Source organism: Blautia sp. OF09-25XD, from assembly GCF_003482095.1.
Classification (GTDB): domain Bacteria; phylum Bacillota; class Clostridia; order Lachnospirales; family Lachnospiraceae; genus Fusicatenibacter; species Fusicatenibacter saccharivorans.
Map to the genome: position 1 here is coordinate 54,660 of NZ_QUMG01000009.1, position 20,266 is coordinate 74,925.

At 46.8% G+C, this 20,266-nt stretch carries 12 protein-coding genes, 2 pseudogenes and 1 other annotated feature; of the genes and pseudogenes, 10 read left to right on the forward strand and 4 right to left on the reverse strand.

The annotated features are described in order from the left end of the window. Positions 1 to 183 precede the first annotated feature (183 nt). From DXA93_RS09150 to DXA93_RS09160, 3 genes are all read left to right on the forward strand, one after another. Complete coding sequence (locus DXA93_RS09150; protein WP_330411495.1) at positions 184 to 984, forward strand: transporter substrate-binding domain-containing protein; 801 nt, start codon at positions 184 to 186, stop codon at positions 982 to 984. Between the two features lie 176 nt (positions 985 to 1,160). After that, complete coding sequence (locus DXA93_RS09155) at positions 1,161 to 1,850, forward strand: amino acid ABC transporter permease (protein WP_117762276.1); 690 nt, start codon at positions 1,161 to 1,163, stop codon at positions 1,848 to 1,850. Then, complete coding sequence (locus DXA93_RS09160) at positions 1,840 to 2,583, forward strand: amino acid ABC transporter ATP-binding protein (RefSeq protein ID WP_118594491.1); 744 nt, start codon at positions 1,840 to 1,842, stop codon at positions 2,581 to 2,583. The genes DXA93_RS09155 and DXA93_RS09160 overlap by 11 nt, the downstream gene beginning before the upstream one ends. A 50-nt stretch (positions 2,584 to 2,633) precedes the next feature. On the opposite strand, the pseudogene DXA93_RS09165 reads toward DXA93_RS09160, so the two are convergent. Then, positions 2,634 to 4,422 (reverse strand): annotated as a pseudogene (locus DXA93_RS09165) (aminopeptidase P family protein). A gap of 287 nt (positions 4,423 to 4,709) precedes the next feature. On the opposite strand from DXA93_RS09165, the gene DXA93_RS09170 reads away from it, so the two are divergent. Further along, the gene (locus tag DXA93_RS09170) at positions 4,710 to 7,439 is read left to right on the forward strand and encodes a beta-mannosidase (RefSeq protein WP_118594490.1); all 2,730 of its coding nucleotides are present in this window, start codon (positions 4,710 to 4,712) and stop codon (positions 7,437 to 7,439) included. A gap of 58 nt (positions 7,440 to 7,497) precedes the next feature. On the opposite strand, the gene DXA93_RS09175 is transcribed toward DXA93_RS09170, so the two are convergent. Beyond that, a complete protein-coding gene (locus DXA93_RS09175) occupies positions 7,498 to 8,376 on the reverse strand; it encodes an AraC family transcriptional regulator (RefSeq protein WP_158583284.1) in 879 nt (292 codons plus the stop codon). A 250-nt stretch (positions 8,377 to 8,626) separates the two neighbouring features. Here DXA93_RS09175 and DXA93_RS09185 point away from each other — a divergent pair. Beyond that, positions 8,627 to 9,857 (forward strand): annotated as a pseudogene (locus DXA93_RS09185) (MATE family efflux transporter). Positions 9,858 to 9,948: 91 nt separating this feature from the next. Here DXA93_RS09185 and miaB read toward each other — a convergent pair. Together miaB and DXA93_RS09195 are read right to left on the reverse strand one after the other, a co-directional pair. Further along, the gene (gene miaB / locus DXA93_RS09190) at positions 9,949 to 11,433 is read right to left on the reverse strand and encodes a tRNA (N6-isopentenyl adenosine(37)-C2)-methylthiotransferase MiaB (protein WP_118594489.1); all 1,485 of its coding nucleotides are present in this window, start codon (positions 11,431 to 11,433) and stop codon (positions 9,949 to 9,951) included. A 105-nt stretch (positions 11,434 to 11,538) separates the two neighbouring features. Beyond that, a complete protein-coding gene (locus DXA93_RS09195; RefSeq protein WP_256372642.1) occupies positions 11,539 to 12,600 on the reverse strand; it encodes an SLC13 family permease in 1,062 nt (353 codons plus the stop codon). A 266-nt stretch (positions 12,601 to 12,866) separates the two neighbouring features. After that, positions 12,867 to 13,139, forward strand: a binding site (T-box leader). Between the two features lie 114 nt (positions 13,140 to 13,253). Between DXA93_RS09195 and DXA93_RS09200 the strand changes: the two genes are divergently transcribed. From DXA93_RS09200 to DXA93_RS09220, 5 genes are all read left to right on the forward strand, one after another. Next, positions 13,254 to 13,754: a TRAP transporter small permease gene (locus DXA93_RS09200; protein ID WP_118594487.1), complete on the forward strand. Its 501-nt coding sequence runs from the start codon at positions 13,254 to 13,256 to the stop codon at positions 13,752 to 13,754. Beyond that, a complete protein-coding gene (locus DXA93_RS09205; protein WP_118594486.1) occupies positions 13,751 to 17,137 on the forward strand; it encodes a TRAP transporter large permease subunit in 3,387 nt (1,128 codons plus the stop codon). Before DXA93_RS09200 ends, DXA93_RS09205 begins: the two co-directional genes overlap by 4 nt. Before the next feature lie 195 nt (positions 17,138 to 17,332). Continuing rightward, on the forward strand, positions 17,333 to 18,736 hold the full coding sequence (locus DXA93_RS09210; RefSeq protein ID WP_147398224.1) for a hypothetical protein: 1,404 nt from the start codon (positions 17,333 to 17,335) through the stop codon (positions 18,734 to 18,736). Between the two features lie 128 nt (positions 18,737 to 18,864). Then, the gene (locus DXA93_RS09215; RefSeq protein WP_158583285.1) at positions 18,865 to 19,926 is read left to right on the forward strand and encodes an Rpn family recombination-promoting nuclease/putative transposase; all 1,062 of its coding nucleotides are present in this window, start codon (positions 18,865 to 18,867) and stop codon (positions 19,924 to 19,926) included. Positions 19,927 to 20,061: 135 nt separating this feature from the next. Continuing rightward, complete coding sequence (locus tag DXA93_RS09220; protein ID WP_118594476.1) at positions 20,062 to 20,259, forward strand: helix-turn-helix domain-containing protein; 198 nt, start codon at positions 20,062 to 20,064, stop codon at positions 20,257 to 20,259. Positions 20,260 to 20,266: the final 7 nt, after the last annotated feature.

Below are 20,266 nucleotides of genomic sequence, written 5' to 3' on the forward strand. Positions count from 1 at the left end.
AGACGGAAAAAATACGGACTGAATACAAAAACGGAAAGACAGCCATGGAAGAACCCCCGGGCTGTCTTTTGTATTTCTGTTGCTTTTTTTCCGTTTTTCCTTGCATTTCAGAAAGATGCTGTTATAATAAGGGAAAGTGAATAAATATACATTACATGAGGAGAGAAGGAGATTATTATGAAAATGAATTTTGCAAAAAAAGCAACAGCACTTGCAATGTCCGTTTTGTTTGCTGTTTCGATGGCAGGCTGCGGAAGTTCTGCATCTACCGCAAAGAAAGTAGAAGTAACATCCGTAGAGGATCTGGCAGATCTGAAGATTGGTGTACAGACCGGAACAACAGGTGATTCTCAGGCGAGCGATGCCGTTAATGCAGATTCCCAGATGCAGCGTTACAACAAAGGCGCCGATGCTATTCAGGCACTGAAAAACGGAAAGATTGACTGTGTTGTCATCGATTCCCTGCCGGCAGAAAAATTCGTTGCAGCAAACGATGATCTGAAAATTGTAGAAGGCATTTTTGATACCGAAGAGTACGCGATGTGCTTCAAAAAAGGAAATGAGTTAAGAGACGAGTTCAACACTGCATTGGCAGAGCTGAAAGAGGACGGAACTCTTGATGAGATCATGAGCAACTACATTGGTGATGAAGTCGGCCAGCATCCGTATGAGTCCCCGGCAGACGTGGACCGTTCCAACGGAACGCTTACCATGGCAACCAACGCTGAGTTCGAGCCGTGGGAGTACAAAGAGGGAAATGATATCGTTGGTATCGATGCCGACATTTCCAAGGCAATCTGCGACAAGCTTGGTTATGAGCTGAAAATCGAGGATATGTCATTTGAAACCATCCTTGCATCTGTCAACAGTGGAAAAGCAGACTTCGGCGCAGCCGGAATGACCGTTACTCCAGAACGGGAAGAAAGCGTTGATTTCACGGATACTTATGCAGATGCAACACAGGTTGTCATCGTCAGAAAGTAATAACATAGTGATAAGGACTGCGAGAGTACGAAGTACGGGGCAATCTGGAATCAGGGGATAGAAACGAGCGGCTGTCCGCCAGACAAAAGGCGCGGCCGTTCGTTTTTCGATTGCGCTGTAAGGAAACTGCCGGTTGCAGATCCCGCAGTTAAAAACACAAAGGAGAGATGTGTCATATGGAAAATTTACATCATCAGTTCAACCGCTACTTTGTAGACAATGGTGCTACAGAATGGTGGCTGACCGGTCTGAAGACGACACTGCTTGTCACGGTGCTTGCGCTGTGCATCGGTGTTGTGCTCGGACTTCTTATCGCACTGATCCGCTCGACACACGAGCAGACCGGTAAATTAAAACTTCTGAACATCGTTGCGCGCGTCTATCTGACGATCATCCGCGGAACGCCGTCCATGATTCAGATCCTGTTTTTCTATTCGGTTATTTTTGCAACCGTAAACCTGAACAATATCGTGATCGGCGGAATCGCATTTGGTATCAATTCCGGTGCATACGTTGCTGAGATTTTCCGTTCCGGAATTATGTCTGTGGACAAAGGACAGACGGAAGCAGGACGAAGCCTTGGCTTAAATTCTGCACAGACCATGCGTCTCATCATCATTCCGCAGGCGTTTAAAAATGTTCTTCCGGCGCTGATTAATGAGATGATCGTGCTGTTAAAAGAGACTGCCATCATCGGCTATATCGGAACCATTGATATTACAAAGGCAGCGACCCTGGTACAGAGCCGTACGTACGATGCACTGGTTCCGCTTCTTTCCGCAGCGATCTTTTATCTGATTCTTGTTATGATTCTGACCTATTTCATGGGAAAACTGGAAAGGAGACTGCGTAAGAGTGACCACTAATGAAAAAGTATTAATCAAAGTTGAAAATCTGCAGAAGAGCTTCGAGGATAATAAGGTTCTGGACGGGATCAGTACAGAGATCCATCAGGGAGAGGTTGTCGCTGTCATCGGTCCTTCCGGTTCCGGAAAATCGACCTTTCTGCGTTCCTTAAACCGTCTGGAAATTCCAACCGGCGGAAAAATTTATTTCGAGGGCGTTGACATCACGGCGCCGGAAACCGATATCGACCATGTACGACAGAGAATTGGAATGGTATTTCAGCAGTTCAACCTGTTTCCGCATAAAACCGTCAAGGAAAATATCATGCTCGCCCCGGTGACATTAAAGCTGATGACACCGGAAGAAGCAGCGAAAAAAGCGTTGGAGCTCTTAAACCGCGTTGGACTGCCGGATAAAGCAGATGCTTACCCGGGAAGCCTTTCCGGCGGTCAGAAACAGCGAATCGCCATTGCACGCGCCCTTGCGATGAACCCGGATGTCATGCTGTTTGACGAGCCGACCTCCGCACTCGACCCGGAAATGGTAGGGGAGGTTCTTGAAATTATGAAGGAACTTGCTGAATCAGGCATGACGATGGTTGTCGTAACGCATGAAATGGGTTTTGCAAGAGAAGTGGCAACCCGCGTGATCTTTATCAACGAGGGAAATATTCAGGAGGAGAATACGCCGCAGGAGTTCTTCGCAAATCCGCAGCATCCCCGGCTCAAAGAGTTTTTATCGAAAGTATTATAATAAAAAACGCTGTTCTGTATCATCAAAACACAGAACAGCGTTTTTGCATCTTATTTGGAAATCGGGCGGGTGGCTTCTTTCAGCCACTCTTTTTCGTCTCCTTCTAGATAAGGAGAAATCTTTTCATATACTTCTTTGTGGTAGTTGTTCAGCAGTTCCACATCTTTTTCGGTCATATACTGTGTGTCAATACCGTCAAGATCGATCGGAACCATGGTAACGAACTCAAAGCACATGAACTGGCCGTACATGTTCTTTTCTGCTTTGCGGCAGAGCATCAGGTTCTCAGTACGGATGCCGTGGCTTCCTTCGATATAGATACCCGGTTCATCGGAAGTAAGCATGCCCTCCTCAAGAACGGCGTTTTCCATCCGCTCCGGAACCATTTTCCAGCGGAAACCGTTTGGACGCTCATGTACATTTAAAAGATAACCGACACCGTGGCCGGTTCCGTGATTGAAGTCAAGACCTCTCTCCCAGAATGCCTGTCTTGCAAGGTAATCAAGGTTGATACCGATGCAGCCGTGGAGGAATTTTGCATTTCCAAGACGAAGGGTTCCCATCGCAGTGATGGTGAAATGTTCTTTTTCTTCCTCGGTCAGCGGTCCAACTACGATTGTTCTGGTAATATCGGTCGTTCCCTCATAATACTGTCCGCCGGAGTCCACTAGGTACATGCCTTTTGGCTGCAGAACAGAGAAATTGTCTTTCGTTGCCTGATAATGGCACATAGCAGCATTCGGGCCGTAAGCGGAAATCGTTCCGAAACTTGGCTCAATAAAGCCTTCCTGCTCCTTCCGGAAGGATTCCAGTTTTTCAGCAACGGAAACCTCATCCATTGGGATCTTACCGATATTCTTCTTTAACCAGTATACGAAACGGGTAACGGCAACGCCGTCTTTGATGTGGGCTTTTCGGATGTTTTCCATCTCAACCGGTGTTTTGACTGCTTTTAAAGAAGAAGCCGGGTTCATGACATTGACAATCGTATTGCTGCCCATGACACTCTGGCAGATCGTGTAGTTGACTTTGGCTTTTTCCAGAAGAATGGTTTTTCCTGTGATGCCGGAAACAAAATCATAAACAGCATCGTATGGATGAAGGGAAATGCCAAGATCAGCAAGATACTGTTTTACTTTCTCATTTAAGGTTTCTTCCTGAATGAACAGATGACTCTCGGTTTCTGTCAGTACGAGATAGGAGAGAACAACCGGGTTGCATGGAATATCGTTTCCACGGATATTCAGCATCCAGGCGATATCATCCAGTGCAGTCAGAATATGCACTTCGGCACCGTTCTCTTTCATCTTTTCGCGTACTTTTGCAAGACGCTCCGCAGCGGATTCACCGGTATATTTTGCATCAAGGATCCACACGGGTTCTGCGGAAAGTGCCGGGCGGTCCGACCAGATCTCACCGATCAGGTCGCTTCGATAGGAAAGAAAACGCTCCGGAAGTGTTTTCTCCAGTGCTTCGCCGAGCATTTCATTGACAACGCGGCCGTCAAAACCAATGGTCATGCCCTCTTTTGTATTTGCCGCCAGGTATTCCTCTACCGTCGGAACGCCTTCCTGGCCCATTTTCATTAAGGTAACGCCGGTTCCGGCAAGTTCTTTGGCTGCCTGTACGAAGTAGCGGCCATCGGTCCAGAGGCACGCTTCGTCCTGCGTAATCACAGCAGTTCCGGCAGAACCGGTAAAACCGGTAATATACGTTCTTGCTTTAAAGTAAGTTCCTACATATTCGGATTCATGATAATCGGCGGTCGGAACCAGATAAGCGTCCACGCCGTATGCTCTCATTTTTTTCGCGGAGAGCAGCTAATCTTTCTGGTATCATAGTTTTTTCCTCATCTTTCTTTTCGAAAATAATGTCGACATTTTTAATGGGATGCCAACGTTTTTATTCTATCACATTTTCCAAATCTGTCAAAGTGATGATTGAGAATTTGTCTCACTGTTTTCCTGTTTTTGCGAAAATTTTTGTGCATTTGGAGATTTTTCCTATTTTTCAAGAGCTTTTTTGTACCATTTTCTGTACAAAAGAAGTAAGATAGGAAGAAGGAAAAAGCGTGGTGAAACTACGCGAAGAAGCAGAAACTATGTAAGAAAGGGGGACATACTGTAATGCATACAATATGTCTGAAAGACAACTGGACCTTAACGGTCCTTGGAAAAAATGTTTACGATATTCCGGAGACTCCAATTGAGACAAAGGTTCCGTCTACCGTTTACGGCACACTTCTGGAAAAAGGTCTGATCCCGGATCCGTTTTATCGTGACAATGAACTCGACGCACTGAAACTGATGGAGAACGATTTCGCATACGAGACAGAAATCGTGATCGGAGAGGAAGACAGAAAAGCGGACCGCCTGTTTTTACATTTCGACGGAATTGATACGATCGCGGATGTTTATTTGAACGGAGAGAAAATCGGCTCCGCAGACAACATGAACCGTGTCTGGGAGTACGATATTACCGATCTTGTTGCAGGTGATGCAGCCGATACCGTATATCAGGTAAAAGTGATTCTGCATTCCCCGACCAAATTCATTGCGGAAGAAGATACAAAATGCCCGGTTGGCGGATCCTCCGATGCAATGCCGGGATTCCCGCATATCCGTAAAGCAGCGTGCATGTACGGCTGGGACTGGGGCCCGCGTCTTCCAGATGCAGGACTGTTCCGTGAAGCTTCCGTTCTCGCAGTAAAAACAGCCCGTCTGGCGCAGGTATTTGTAGGCCAGGAGCATCACGTAACCGGAAAAACGGTTCACGGAAACGTTGTTGATTCTGTTCGCCTGACGGCAGATGCTGAGATCGAGTGGATGCCGGGAGTTACCAACGGAAATGTAAAAATTGTCATGACGGTTACTTCTCCGGATGGAAAAACCGTTCTGACCGCAGAAAGCGGCAGCATCGATCCGCTGACCCATTCAGCACCGGCAAAGAATCTGACTGGTCTTACGTGTGAGCTTCGCAGCAACCATGTACAGGCTTCTCTTACCGTAGAAAATCCGGAGCTGTGGTGGCCGAACGGTTACGGCGCACAGGCACTGTATCAGGTAAAGGTAGCGCTTGTTGCAGAGGATACCCTGGATACCTGGGAGAAAAAAATGGGTCTTCGCACCATCACGGTCAATACCGATCCGATGGAAGATGAAGTTTATGATGAGCACATGACCGGACAGGCACCAGATTACGACGACGGCGACAACATGGTTATGACAAACGGTGAGAAGAAAGTAATTATCACCGATAAAGCAGCAAAGACGGTAAAAGGCCGCAACTTTGCATATGAAATCAACGGACTGCAGATTTTCGCGATGGGCGCGGATTACATTCCGGAGGATAATATTTTAACCCGCCAGACGAGAGAACGTACCGATCTGCTGTTAAAATCTGCACAGGAAGCAAACTTCAATTCCCTGCGTATATGGGGCGGCGGATACTTCCTCGATGACTTCTTCTATGATGTCTGCGATGAGAGAGGACTTCTGATCTGGCATGACTTCATGTTTGCCTGCGCTTCCTATGAGCTGTCAGATCATTTTGAGGAGAATATCTCCACAGAAATCCGTCAGAATGTACGCAGACTTCGTTCTCATGCAAGCATTGCTCTGTGGTGCGGAAACAATGAGATGGAGACACAGTATGAAATGCTGGCATGGCCGAAATCCAAGAAACAGTATTACGATTATATCCATCTGTATGAGTACATCATTCCGAAAATCGTCAAAGAAGAGGATCCGGAGAAATTCTACTGGCCGTCATCCCCGTCTTCAGGTGGAAATTACGAAAACAGCAATGCGGAAAATGTCGGCGATACCCATTACTGGGGCGTATGGCACGGAAGCGAGCCGTTTACCGCTTATCGTTCCCACCATTACCGTTTCCTGTCCGAGTTCGGATTCCAGTCCTTCCCGTCCCTGCAGACTGTAAAACGGTTTACGGAAGACGGCGACCGCAACATCTTCTCACGCGTCATGGAAATGCACCAGAGAAATACGGCTGCCAACGGAAAGATCCTGAACTATATCTCACAGACCTATCTGTATCCGAAGAATTTCGATGAGCTTCTTTACTGCTCACAGCTTCTTCAGGCAGATGCCATCCGTTACGGCGTAGAGCATTTCCGCCGCTTCCGTGGTACCTGCATGGGTGCTGTTGTATGGCAGCTGAACGATATCTGGCCGGTAGCATCCTGGGCAAGCGTCGATTACTACGGAAACTGGAAAGCCCTGCAGTACGCAGAGAAGAAGATGTTCGCACCGATTCTGCTTTCCTGTGAGGAGCATGGAGAGATCGATCAGAAACCGTTTGTCAACACCCTGCCGCATCCAATCGATGTCAGTGCAGACCTTCACGTTGCGAATGAGACGGGTGAGCCGATTGTTGGAACCGTAAAATGGTCTCTGCGCCGTCCGGATTCTTCCGTAGTCAAAGAGGGAACCTTCGAGGTCAACGCACCGGCCTACGGCGGACAGTGGATGCCGCATCTTGATTTCAACGGTCAGGATCCGCTGGAAGTTCATCTGACGTATGAGCTGGTTGTCGATGGAAACGTCGTATCTTCCGGATCGACGCTGTTCTGTGCACCGAAGCATTACCATTTCGCAGATCCGAAACTTTCTGTATCGGTAGACGGCGATACCGTAACTGTAACGGCAGAGAACTTCGCAAAATCTGTCAGCGTAGAGACCGAAAACGGTGTGCTTCGCCTGGACGATAACTTCGTTGATATGGAAGCAGGAACAAAGACCTTCCGTATTCTGCCGACCGCAGACTTTACCGCCAAGGGAACCGGCGTATCGGGCGCATACCGCGTACGAAGCGTATACGAGACAGCAGAACGATAAGGCATGGAAAAAGGGCACGCAAAATGAATGCGTGCCCTTTTCTGCAAAATAACGTTATTTATTTTTTTCTTGCCTGCATTTTTCTGGCCTGTTTCGGTGTGATTCCTTTTATTTTTTTATAACACCGGATGAAATAGCTGCAGTCCGGATAGCCGACTTCTCTGGCAATAAAAGAAACATCGTGACTGGAAAAAAGCAGCATGTTTTCTGCCGCATTGATTCTGGTTGCCGTAATATATTCTTTGCAGGTCATATTGTAGCGGCGGTAAAAATTCATGGAAAATGTGGAGTGCGACATGTTGCACATGGCGGCAAGTTTCTCTACGGTCAGTTCTTCAAAATAATGGGAATCAATGTATTCGGAAATCAGGTCAAAACTGATTTCGTAGGAAGGATGCACGCCGGGAGACGGAAAAGAAGTCCCGCTTTTCTGCCAATTCCGTACAAAACGGCTGATGATTTTCCGAAGATCCGCTGTAAGAATCATGGAATAGCCAAGCTCTTTATCCCGGTATTCCTTAAGAATATCCGAAAAAAGAGGAAAAAGGTCCATTTTCCGTACCTGCTCCGGAGAAAAAATACAGGGGCAGCGGAACGTGTGGAGGCCGTGCAGAATCGAACGCAGATCCAGCTCATCCGTCTTGCAGGTGGGCAGAAGATTGGGGTCAAATTTAATCACATCATACTGCACCGGAACAGACCCTTTTGCAAGCGCGATGGAATGAACGCATTTGGGCGGAAAAAGGATCACGGATCCTTCCGTTCCGATGGATGTCACATTATCAAGGGAAACCTCAATTTCTCCTTTCAGAACGTAGAGAAGTTCTACATAATAGTGCCAGTGAGCAGGAATCGGAAGGGAGTCCCGCGTGCTGTCAAAAAGAAAAGCCTCATAAGGAGAGGCGATGGGGTCGATATATTCATATAAGTTATTCATAGATGTCTCACTTTTCGTTCGTAGTGGATGTTCCATACTGACTGTGGATGGAAACAAACTTCTTTTAGTATATAGTGATTTTATATGATTTGCAAGAAGGAATGAAGAAAGGAAAGGTTACAAGATTATCATCATGCAAAAAACAACAAATGATATGACGCAGGGCAACAGCATGAAGCTGATTTTTCAGTTTTTCCTGCCGATTCTGATCGGAAATCTTTTTCAGCAGCTTTACAGCTTTGTGGATTCCATGGTCGTTGGAAAGGGGATCGGAGATGTGGCCCTGGCAGCGGTTGGAAATACCAGTTCGGTACATTTTTTGATTCTCGCTTGCCATGGGGCTTACCGGAGGACTTGGGATCTGTATTTCCCACTCCTTTGGAGCGAATGATATCGAAAAACTGCGGAAAGAAATTGCGATGTCGGTTTATATCTGCCTTGCCATTGGAATTGTAATTACGGTGGGCAGTCTGTTTTGGATGCGCCGTCTGTTTGTCTTTCTCCAGACACCGGAGGATATGATGACAGACACTCTGGTTTATTTTGGAACCATTCTGGCGGGCAGTACCGTTACCATTTTTAATAACTTTGCCATGACGCTGCTCCGGTCCGTCGGAAACAGTAAAGTGCCGCTGGCTTCTATGATCGTTTCGTCGGTGGTCAATATTGTGCTGGATCTTCTATTTGTATTTCCGTTTGGCATGGGCGTGTTTGGAGCGGCGCTTGCAACGGTTCTGGCGCAGGTGGTTTCTGCCCTTTACTGTCTGGTATATATCCGGCGCGCCGCAGAACTGCTTCCGCGGAAAACAGACTGGAGGGCAGATGGTGTACTTCTTGGCGCACTCGTTGGAAAAGGCCTGCCGGTAGCTGTGATGAATTCTGTAACTGCGGTGGGCGGTATGGTCCTTCAGGTTTTTGTCAATCAGATGGGAACGGCTTATGTCGCGGCTTATGCTGCATGTATGAAGGTGTGCGGTCTGTTCGAGCAGCCGGGTATAACACTTGGACTTGCACTTCTGACTTTTACAGGACAAAATTATGGAGCCGGAAAATACGACCGGATCAAACAGGGAGTCAGGGCAGGTGTCGTGCTTTCTGTCCTTGTCAATCTTCCTTTTGCAGCACTGGAAATTTTCTGCCCGAAGTTTCTGGCATCCCTGATGCTGAATGATGCGACAGTCATTTCCTATACCTGTATCTTTCTGCCGGTTACCGGAGTTGCCCTGTTCGCCCTTGGCGGGCTGTTTGTCTTCCGAAACGCCTGCCAGGGAATGGGAAAAACAGTTCTGCCGATGGTGTCCGGGATTGTGGAGGTTGCCATGCGCGTCATGGTTGTGCTGCTTTTAGAACCGCGCCTTGCGTTCCGCGGAGTGGCATTCGCAGAAATTTCCGCATGGGTCGGAGCTGGAGTTATGCTTATGATTACCTACTTTTTTTATCAGAGGCGGCTCTCCGGGAAAACTCCAGATGTGAGAGGATAAAAGGAGAAGTTATATGTAAAAACCCTGCCTGCACAGCTTTGTAACATAGTCTTTTCAAAGACTGAAAAACTGTGCGGGCAGGGTCTTTTGGTTAAACAAGCGTTCCCATATAGTAGAAGCCGCGGCATTCGTCCAGGGAAACGTTCTGCAGCGTTCCGATCATCGAAGCATCTCCCGGGAAATGAACCAGCGTATTGTTGCTCATACGGCCGGTGACAAGAGAAGCGTCCTGCTCATTAATACTTTCCACCAGAACTTCCTGTACGGTATGAAGATGTCTTGCGGTTACCTCGCGGGAAATTTCCTGGACCTCGGCAAGAAGACGGTCAAAACGGTCTTTTACAACATCCGCCGGGATCTGGTCTTCCATGGCAGCTGCCGGTGTTCCGGTTCTTCTGGAATACTGGAAGGTAAACGCGCTGTCGTAACGAACGCGGCGGACCACATCCAGTGTTTCCAGAAAATCTTCTTCGGTCTCACCAGGGAAACCAACGATAATATCTGTTGTCAGAGAAATATCCGGCACTTTTGCGCGGATTCGGTCTACCAGGTCAAGATACTGCTCTTTGGTATAACGGCGGTTCATCAGTTTTAAGATACGGCTGCTTCCGGACTGGAGCGGAAGATGAAGATGGAGGCAGACCTTCTCGCAGTCGCGCATTGCATCGATCAGTTCTTCCGAGAGATCCTTCGGATGTGAGGTCATGAAACGGATGCGTTTCAGCCCTTCAATCTGATTTGCCTTGCGCAGAAGCTGTGCAAACGTCATCGGCTCCTCGAGATTCTTTCCGTAGGAATTGACATTCTGACCAAGCAGCATGATTTCAACAACGCCGTCTGCAACGAGGCGTTTGATCTCTGCGATGATTTCCTCCGGCTTCCGGCTGCGTTCGCGGCCGCGCACATACGGTACGATACAGTAGCTGCAGAAGTTATTGCAGCCGAACATAATATTAACACCCGACTTGAACGGATATTTGCGGTCAACCGGGAGATTTTCCACGATTTTGTCGGTATCTTTCCAGATATCGATCACCATGCGGTCCTCTGTCATGCAGCGGACAAGATACTCGGCAAAGCGGTAGATATTATGCGTTCCGAAAATCAGGTTGACGAAATGGTAGCTTTTTTTGAGTTTTTCGACAACAAGCGGCTCCTGCATCATGCATCCGCAGAGGGAAATAATCATGCCCGGATTTTTCTTTTTGTACTTGCCAAGCTGTCCAAGGCGACCGTAGACACGCAGATTTGCGTTTTCACGGACGGTACAGGTGTTGTAAACAACAAAATCGGCATCTTCGGTCTCCACAATGTGGTAGCCGACGGTTTCCAGAATTCCCTCCAGCTTTTCGGAATCTCGGGCGTTCATCTGGCAGCCGAAGGTTGTGATGCAGGCAGTCAGATACTCTTTTCCGTTTTGTTTTGCACGCTCCGGTACGAGCTGCTGTTTTAAAAGTGCCATAAAGTAATACTGACGCTGCGGTTCTGTCTCCGGCGCCGGAACAGTAATGTCAATATTTGCAAGATCAATACCGGAAACCTCGGCATCCGGAACGTTTCTGAGATCTATCTTCATAAATGAAACCCTTTCTTTTTCAATATAAAATGCTAAGTACAGTAATCATGAGACGGTATAAAATGCCGTGAAAAAAGACCCGTACAGCCGGATCTTCTTTTTATTTTAGCGTATCTGATACAAAATAGCAAGAAAAACAAGATTGAAAACAGTAAAAACCAGGATATATTTTTTGCGGCAGGAAGCGTCTGCGGCCGTAATCTGGCGATAGGAGATCAGGCTTGCCATAGATGCAATTAAAGTCCCGAGGCCGCCGAGGTTGGTTCCTACAATCAGTTCCGGGATTTCTTTTGTATATCCGGAAAGCAGCATGGCGGCAGGAACATTGCTGATGATCTGGCTTGTGAGGACGGAAAGAAGCCGTTCGTGTCCGGTAATCATCTGTTCCAGATAAATACGAAGCGCTGCCATTTGTTTCATGTTTCCAATAAAAAGAAAGAAAAACACAAAAGTGAACAAAAGAGAGTAGTCTGCTCTGCGGTAAAGGCTGCGGTTCACCAGGCAGATCCCGGCAATCGTGATCAGAAGCAGAATACTATGCGGGAGAAGTTTGGCAACCGTAAGAATACAGCAGAAAAAAAGAGCTGCAAAAACTGCGATTTGCCGCGGATGAGTAATCGCTTTTTTCTCCAGGGAAACGGAAATTTTCTTTCCGGAGAAAAACAGAAAAATGCAGATCAGAAAAAGAACTGCAGCACCCAGAGTATAAGGCAGCATCATAAGCAGAAAATGCAAAAGGGAAAGTCCGGAAAGCGAATACAGATAAAGGTTCTGCGGATTGCCGATAGGAGTAAACATACTGCCAAGGTTTGCAGCCATGGTCATAAAGGTGACAAGAAGTATTTTTTTCTGCTCCATATGGCACATTCGCAGAAGCAGAATGCCAAACGGAACAAAGGTAATCAGAGCGACATCATTGGTAATCAGCATGCTGCAGAAAAAGCACAGGGAAATCAGAAGCAGAGCAACCATCCGTTCTGAGTTTACATGCCGGAGAAGACTGGTGCCAAGCCAGTCAAATACGCCACATTCCCGCAGACCCGCGACAATCAGCATCAGACAGAACAGCAGGATCAGAGTATGAAAATCCAGATAGCCAAGATACTGTGGACCGGGAGGACAGAAAAAGCAGGAAAGCACTGCAAGAAAAAAAGAGACGGTAAGCACTGCATCTTTTTGAAAAAAGGAAATCAGTTTTTTTTACAAAAAATCATCCTTTCATGAATAAGCAGGACTGATGTTGGAAGATCGAGATGAAAAATCAGGCTGCATATTTCGGATACCGCAGATTATTATATAAAAGATATGGAAAAGATGCAAGAAAAAGGTCCAAAACCGAAAAAAATGCGGTTTTTCAAAAAAACGACAAATTTTTCCAGTCAATTCTTGACAATCAACAAAAATCGCGTTAAAATTGCTCCAGTCGTGTAAAAGCAAATTCTGAGAAAAGAAAAAGTAAATGCAGACAAATCGTTTTCAGAGAGCTGCCGGAAAGGTGCGAGACAGCAACGAATCTGGATTGAAAATCATCTTGGAGAAGGAAAGCCCAACGAATCGGCCGTGTATCGTACTATGTGCCGGAATTCCAGTAGGTTTTCACGGGAGTTTCCCGTTACAGAAACCGCGTATGCTTGTGCGTTGTATTCGTGCTTGTTTCAAAGAAGAGACAAGGGTGGTTGCGGGAAAAGAACAGTTCCGTCCCTCGTTGAGGGGCGGATTTTTTTGTTTGTCAGCTGCAAATTCACCCCGGTAATACAGCCTGGCAAAGAATAGATCCTGCTGGAACATTGTACCTGACAGCGGGAAAAGGGAGGAAACATATGAAAGTGTACAAAAAAATCATGAATGGACTGGCGTTTGTTGAGAAACTGGTTCTCGTGCTGTCCACGATCCTGATTGTTGTGCTTACGGTGGGAAACGTTCTTTCCCGTAAGGTACTGCATCAGTCCTGGTCATTTACCGAAGAGCTTGTCGTTGCGGTATTTGTCCTGATTACACTTCTCGCAGCAGCGCTTGCTGCCCGTGACGGAGAACTGGTCAATCTTTCTTTGCTGCCGGACCGTCTTTCTGCGAAGGCGAGAAGAATCCTGCTGGTTGTCAACACAGCATTTAGTGTTGCCTTTACCGTAGTTCTGTTTAAATACGGCATGGACAAGGTACTGACCCAGCTTGCCAACGGAAAGAGAACGTTCGTTTTAAACTGGCCGGAATGGGTTTTCTGGTCTTTCGTACCGATCGGCGCAGCCTGCATGACGCTGCACATGATCGAATATCTGATGGATACATTCGTAAAAGCAAAAGAGGAGGGACAGAAAAAATGATCAGTGCAATTCTTTTTCTTTCATTCTTTGTTTTTCTGATCCTTGGTATCCCGATTGGCATCTGCCTTGGTCTGTCTTCGATCTGCGCGATCCTGTACTCCGGTACATCCCTGACCATCGTAGCAACCAATATGTATTCCGGTATCAGTAAATTTTTGCTCCTTGCCATTCCGTTCTTTGTACTGTCCGGAAACATTATGGCAAAAGCGGGCATTTCCAAACGACTGATTCGTTTCGTCGACACCTGCGTCGGCCATAAAAAGGGCGGTATCGCGATCGTATGCGTTATCGTAGCCTGCTTCTTTGGCGCGATTTCCGGTTCCGGTCCGGCAACCGTAGCAGCACTTGGTATGGTTCTGATCCCTGCCATGATTGAGCGAGGCGGATTTTCTGCTCCGTTTTCCACGGCCCTGATGGCGACGTCAAGTTCGATTGCGATCGTCATACCGCCGAGTATTGCATTCGTTGTTTATGCATCCATCACAGGCGTATCCATCGCCGATATGTTCACAGCAGGTATCGTTCCTGGTATTCTGATGGGTGTGGCCCTTGTCATCGTTGTTCTTCTGGAGGCAAAGAAACACAACATTCAGCCGACCCAGAAAAAAGCAACAGCCAAAGAAAGATGGGATGCTTTTAAAGATGCTTTCTGGGGATTCTTAATGCCGGTCATCATCCTTGGCGGTATCTATGGAAGTATTTTCACCCCGACCGAGGCAGCTGCCGTTTCCGTTGTATACGGTCTGTTTGTCGGAATCTTTATTTATAAAGAGATCAAACTGAAAGACCTGTGGGATCTGATGGTAGATTCTGCCAAAACAACCGGTGGAATTATGCTGATCGTCGCAAGTGCTTCTCTGTTCTCCTTTGTCTGCACAAAGTTTGGTATTGCGCAGGCAGCGTCGGATCTTCTTGGAAGCGTTGCTCATAACCAGTTTGTATTCCTTCTGATTGTCAATATCATTTTCCTGATTGCAGGATGCTTTATCGATGCAAACTCTGCCATGTATATTTTCATCCCGATTATGCTTCCGGTCTGCAAAGCCCTTGGCTATGACCTGATAGCATTCGGTATCGTGGCAACGGTCAACCTGGCCATCGGACAGGTAACTCCGCCGGTCGGTGTCAACCTGTTTGTCGCCATTTCCGTAAAACTGAAAAAAGGAATGGAAGTTACCATTCAGCAGATTTCCAAAGCCGTTATGCCAATGATCGCAGCATCGGTAGCAGTTCTGCTTCTGATTACGTATGTTCCGCAGATTTCCACGTTCCTTCCAAAAGCACTGGCAAAAGACGGAGCTTATACCGGAACGGTAGCTGCAGCAACGAATTCCGATACTTCCAGTGGCGATGGTGCGGATGGCAGCACAGCAGGAAATTCCTCCGGCAATGAGGATTACAATGATATCGCTGATTACAGTGACCTTGGATGGGAAGAGCAGACCTGGAACTTTACCTGCTCCACCACCGAGAACAGTACCTGGGCAGAAGGCGGACGCAAGTTCGGCGAGCTCATGGAAAAAGCAACCGGCGGCAAGATCAAAGTCAATGTATACGCTGCAGACCAGCTGACCAACGGAAACCAGTCCGAGGGAATCCAGGCACTGATGAACGGAGATCCGGTACAGATTTCGATGCACAGCAACCTGATTTACTCTGCATTTGACCCGAGATTTAACGTCGTATCTCTTCCGTTCCTGTTTGATTCCGTAGAAGATGCGGATGCCAAACTGGACGGCGAGGCAGGCGAAAAATTAAAAGCAATCCTCGATGAGTACGGCCTGCACTGCATGGGAATCGCCGAGAACGGTTTCCGTCAGCTGACCAACAGCAAGCAGGAAGTAAAAACCGTCGATGATATGAAGAACCTGAAAATCCGTGTAGCAGGAAGTAACCTGCTGATGGAGTGCTACAAACGCTGGGGTGCCGATGCGACCAACATGAACTGGTCTGAGACCTACACCGCCCTGCAGCAGAAAACCGTAGAAGGCCAGGAGAATCCGCTTCCGGCTATCGATGCAGCCAGCGTACAGGAAGTACAGCCGTACTGCTCCATGTGGAATGCAATTTATGACTGCCTGTTCTTCTGCATTAACGGAGACATCTATAACAATCTGACCCCGGAGCAGCAGAAAGTTGTCGATGAGGCCGGACAGAAAGCCGTCGATTACGAACGTGCGATCAACCGTGCCGGTGACGATGAGATCATGAACCGCTGGCAGAACGAGAACGGTGTCAAGATCACAAAATACGAAGATATGGACATCGATTCCTTTAAACAGGCGGTAGACGGTGTAGATGCCTGGTATCAGAACGAACTGGAAAGCCAGGGCTATGACGATGCCAAAGATCTGATTGAAGCCTTTACAAAGAAAGATACATCTTCTGCAAGCACCTACGATGTAGAAGACAGAAGCGATCTCGACTGGCCGGAGCAGACCTGGAACTTCACCTGCTCCACGACAGAAACCAGTACCTGGGCAGAAGGCGGCCGGAAGTTCGGTGAGCTGATCGAAAAAGCAACCGGCGGCAAGATCAAAGTCAACGTATATGCCGCAGACCAGCTGACCAACGGAAACCAGTCCGAAGGTATCCAGGCACTGATCGATGGAGATCCGGTACAGATTTCAATGCACAGCAACCTGATTTACTCTGCATTTGATCCGAGATTTAACGTCGTATCCCTTCCGTTCCTGTTTGATTCCGTAGAAGATGCGGATGCAAAACTGGACGGCGAGGCAGGCGAAAAATTGAAAGAGATCCTTGATGAGTACGGCCTGCACTGCATGGGAATCGCCGAGAACGGTTTCCGTCAGCTGACCAACAGCAAGCAGGAAGTAAAAACCGTCGATGATATGAAGAACCTGAAAATCCGTGTCGCAGGAAGCAACCTGCTGATGGAGTGCTACAAACGCTGGGGCGCCGATGCCACCAACATGAACTGGTCCGAGACCTACACGGCCCTGCAGCAGAAAACCGTAGAAGGCCAGGAAAATCCACTTCCTGCTATCGATGCAGCCAGCGTACAGGAAGTACAGCCGTACTGCTCGATGTGGAATGCAATTTATGATTGTCTGTTCTTCTGTATTAACGGAGACATTTATGACAGTATGACACCGGAGCAGCAGGAAGTGATCGATGAGTGCGGTCGTCTGGCAACACAGTACGAGCGTGAGATTAACCGCGCCGGTGATGATGAAATCATGAACCGCTGGCAGAATGAGAATGGTGTAGCCATTACCAATTATGAGGATATGGACATCGATTCGTTCAAACAGGCCGTAGACGGCGTGGACGAGTGGTATCAGAAAGAACTGGAAGGCCAGGGATATGATGATGCCAAAGAGTTGATTGAGACGTTTACAAAAGAGGCAGTTTCGTAAATATCTTTATAAGATTTGCTGAGCTTGCCTGAAAAAATAATGTAACAAACTACATATTTGGTAGAAAATAAAAATTCATCCATGACTTGGAGGTCTCTGGTGAGACTGCTTCCGGGCGTGGGTGGATTTTTTTATTTGAGTTTTCCAGGAAAACAGGTATACTGGATGGTATCAGAAAACGGGAGATTTGAATCAATGAAACAGAAAAAAGAACGGGAAAAAGAAATCAGTCAATGGCCATGGATTTCCATGCTGCCGTTCGGAATCCTGGCGGGATACTGGGGAGATAAGGAAGTGCGGATCACGGCAATTTCAGAATATGGCTTTCAGACCCGGCTTGCGACACCGACTACAGTTGAGCAGAAAAATGCGCCGTGGGAACTGGCATTTTACGATCAGAAAACAGCATCCTACCAGCGGATTCTTCTTCGTGATGCGACTTTTCTGCAGGAAAAAGAGGAAGATTTTGATGTTGTTTATACCTTCGCCACGGAACAGGAAGATTATCAAAATGCGGTACAGCGCCTTGCCCTGCAATACAGCCAGTATATTCGCTGGAAAATGGAGGACGATGATGCCGCGCTTGCAGAAGAGATGACAGGATATCCTGCGGAGCAGGACGCGTTTCATCTGGAAAGCCTGGAAGAGCAGAAGAAGGTATGGTTTTCCGGGGTCGGGAAGGAAACATTTACGGCATTGCAAAATGGCTTTGCGGAATCCGGGCAGCCTGGGCAGCCGGTCGAGCTGGCGCTCGAACTGGACCGGCCGGAATGGTATACGGCGTATCTTTCGATGGAAAGTGCGGTGTTTTTTGATGCTTATTTTCGGAAAAACCAGATTCCAGATCCGCCGATTTTTCACCCAGACCGGCTCTATATAGGAAATGCTTTCTGCCCGCATTTGGCACCAACGGAAGAGGAACTGTTCGCACTGATGGATAAAGCCTGCCGGGAGTCGTTTGCGGTTACACTGGTCTTTCCTTTCTTACTGGAAGGAAATCTGCTGGAAACACAGCAGCGGCTGCAGCGTCTCGTCGAATGGTGTGAACAAAAGAACAAAATCATCGAGATTGTCGTAAATGACTGGGGAACGGCCCATCTGGCAGCTCAGCTTCCGGTGTTTTCCCTCTGCCTTGGCGTGCTGCTCAACAAACGGAAAAAAGATCCGCGGATGGCTTATAAGCTGGGGGACCGTACACTGTTTGAACAAAACAGCGTCCACGCGGCATTTTACCGGGAGTATTTGAAAGAAGAATTTCGGATGGAACGGTATGAATGGGAGAGCTGCGGCGATACCAGTACAAGGAAGTTTCCAGAAGGGAAAAACAGTCTTCATCTTCCCTTTTATCAGACAAATACTTCGCAGTATTGTCCAATGTATGCAGCGTGTATCAAAGGAAGCCGCGGCGCGCAGACGCCGGTGAGGAAATGCCCGGAGTTTTGCGAAAAACAGACATTTTTATATCCGGAGCATCTGCGGATGGCAGGAAGATATAATTCGCTGTTTGGGATTGATTTGTCGGTTTTGCAGGAGCCAGAAGCGATGGGGAAGATGTATGGGCTGCGAGGGATAGATCGGATTGTAGTGAATTTGTTATAGTGACATCTTAAGAAGCATGTTCATAGTTCGTATTTCCAACTTGATAGAGCTGCCAATTCGTGATAAGATGAAAAACAACAGGAAGGGGTGCAGACTTCTCTGAAATATTTTTGAGGAGGCGTATGCACATGGGAAAAGCGGACATTGTTACCAAAGCATACATGCGAAAGAGTAACATTTTTGCAGATGCGTTCAATTATTTGATCTATGACGGGAAAAAAGTTGTTGATCCGGAAAAACTGACAGAAGTTGATTCAACAGAGATTGCCATACCGTTTGGCGCAACAGAAGAGAGAAAAGAGGCAAAAGAGACAACCGAAATGACAGAAGATCCGGTCCAGAAATATCGGGATATATTGAAAACAGCTGTGATTATGCAGGAAGTGGAAACGTATTATCTGCTTCTTGGAATTGAAAACCAGACAGACATTCATTATGCGATGCCAGTTCGAAATATGATATACGATGCCTTACAGTATGGCAGACAGGTTACAGACACTGCGGCAAGACATCGAAAAAACAGAAAAAGTGCAAAACAACAGGAAAAAGACCATGGAGATGATTACACAAAAGCAGAATATTTGTCTGGATTCTATAAGGACGATGTCCTGAAACCAGTAATTACACTGGTAATTCATTTCGGAACAGATCCATGGGATGCGCCGTTGTCTCTGCATGAGATGATGAACATTCAAGACGAGAATCTGCTGCGTTTCGTGCAGGATTATCGGATTCATCTAATAGACCCGGCAAGGTTAACCGAAGAAGATTTGGAGAAATTTTCTTCCAGTCTGCGGGAAGTTATGGAGTATATCAGGTATTCAAAGGATAAGAAAAAGCTATTAGAAATTTTAAAGGATAATCCGCGCATGATGCTCGACCGGAAGGCAGCAGTGGTGATCAAGACCATTACAAATACACCCATAGAAATTCCAGAAGAGACGGAGGTGATTGATGTGTGCAAAGCGGTAGAAGATATGCTGAAAGAAAGCAGAGAACAAGGTATTGAACAGGGTATTGAGAAAAAGCGTTGGCAGCATGGTTTGAGGGGAGTAAAGAGTCAGAAGTATTATGATAGTATTGAAGAATGTAGAGGGTGCTTGAGAAAAGTGTCCTCTATTTTTTTATGCTTGCCACCTAAAATATTGATTTCAAATGTCACATTTTTGAAGAAAGTTATGTTTCGGTGATATTTTTTAAATTAAAATCCCAATCCACAACATTTTTACCCATTATAGACGATGCTGTGATATACTGTAGCTAATATATGTAATTTTGACTAATTTATTTTGGAAGTGTTCATTTGATGAGCTTCAGGAGGAACAATGAGCGTATCTTATAAAAAATTATTTAAATTACTAATTGATCGTGACATGAAAAAGAAAGATCTGAGGGAACTTGCCGGAATTGGAAATAGCACTATGACTAAGTTGGCCAATAATGAAAATGTAACGGTTGAAGTTATGGCAAAAATATGTAAGGCACTTGATTGTAAAATGGATGATGTAATAGAAATTATTTAGGACGATT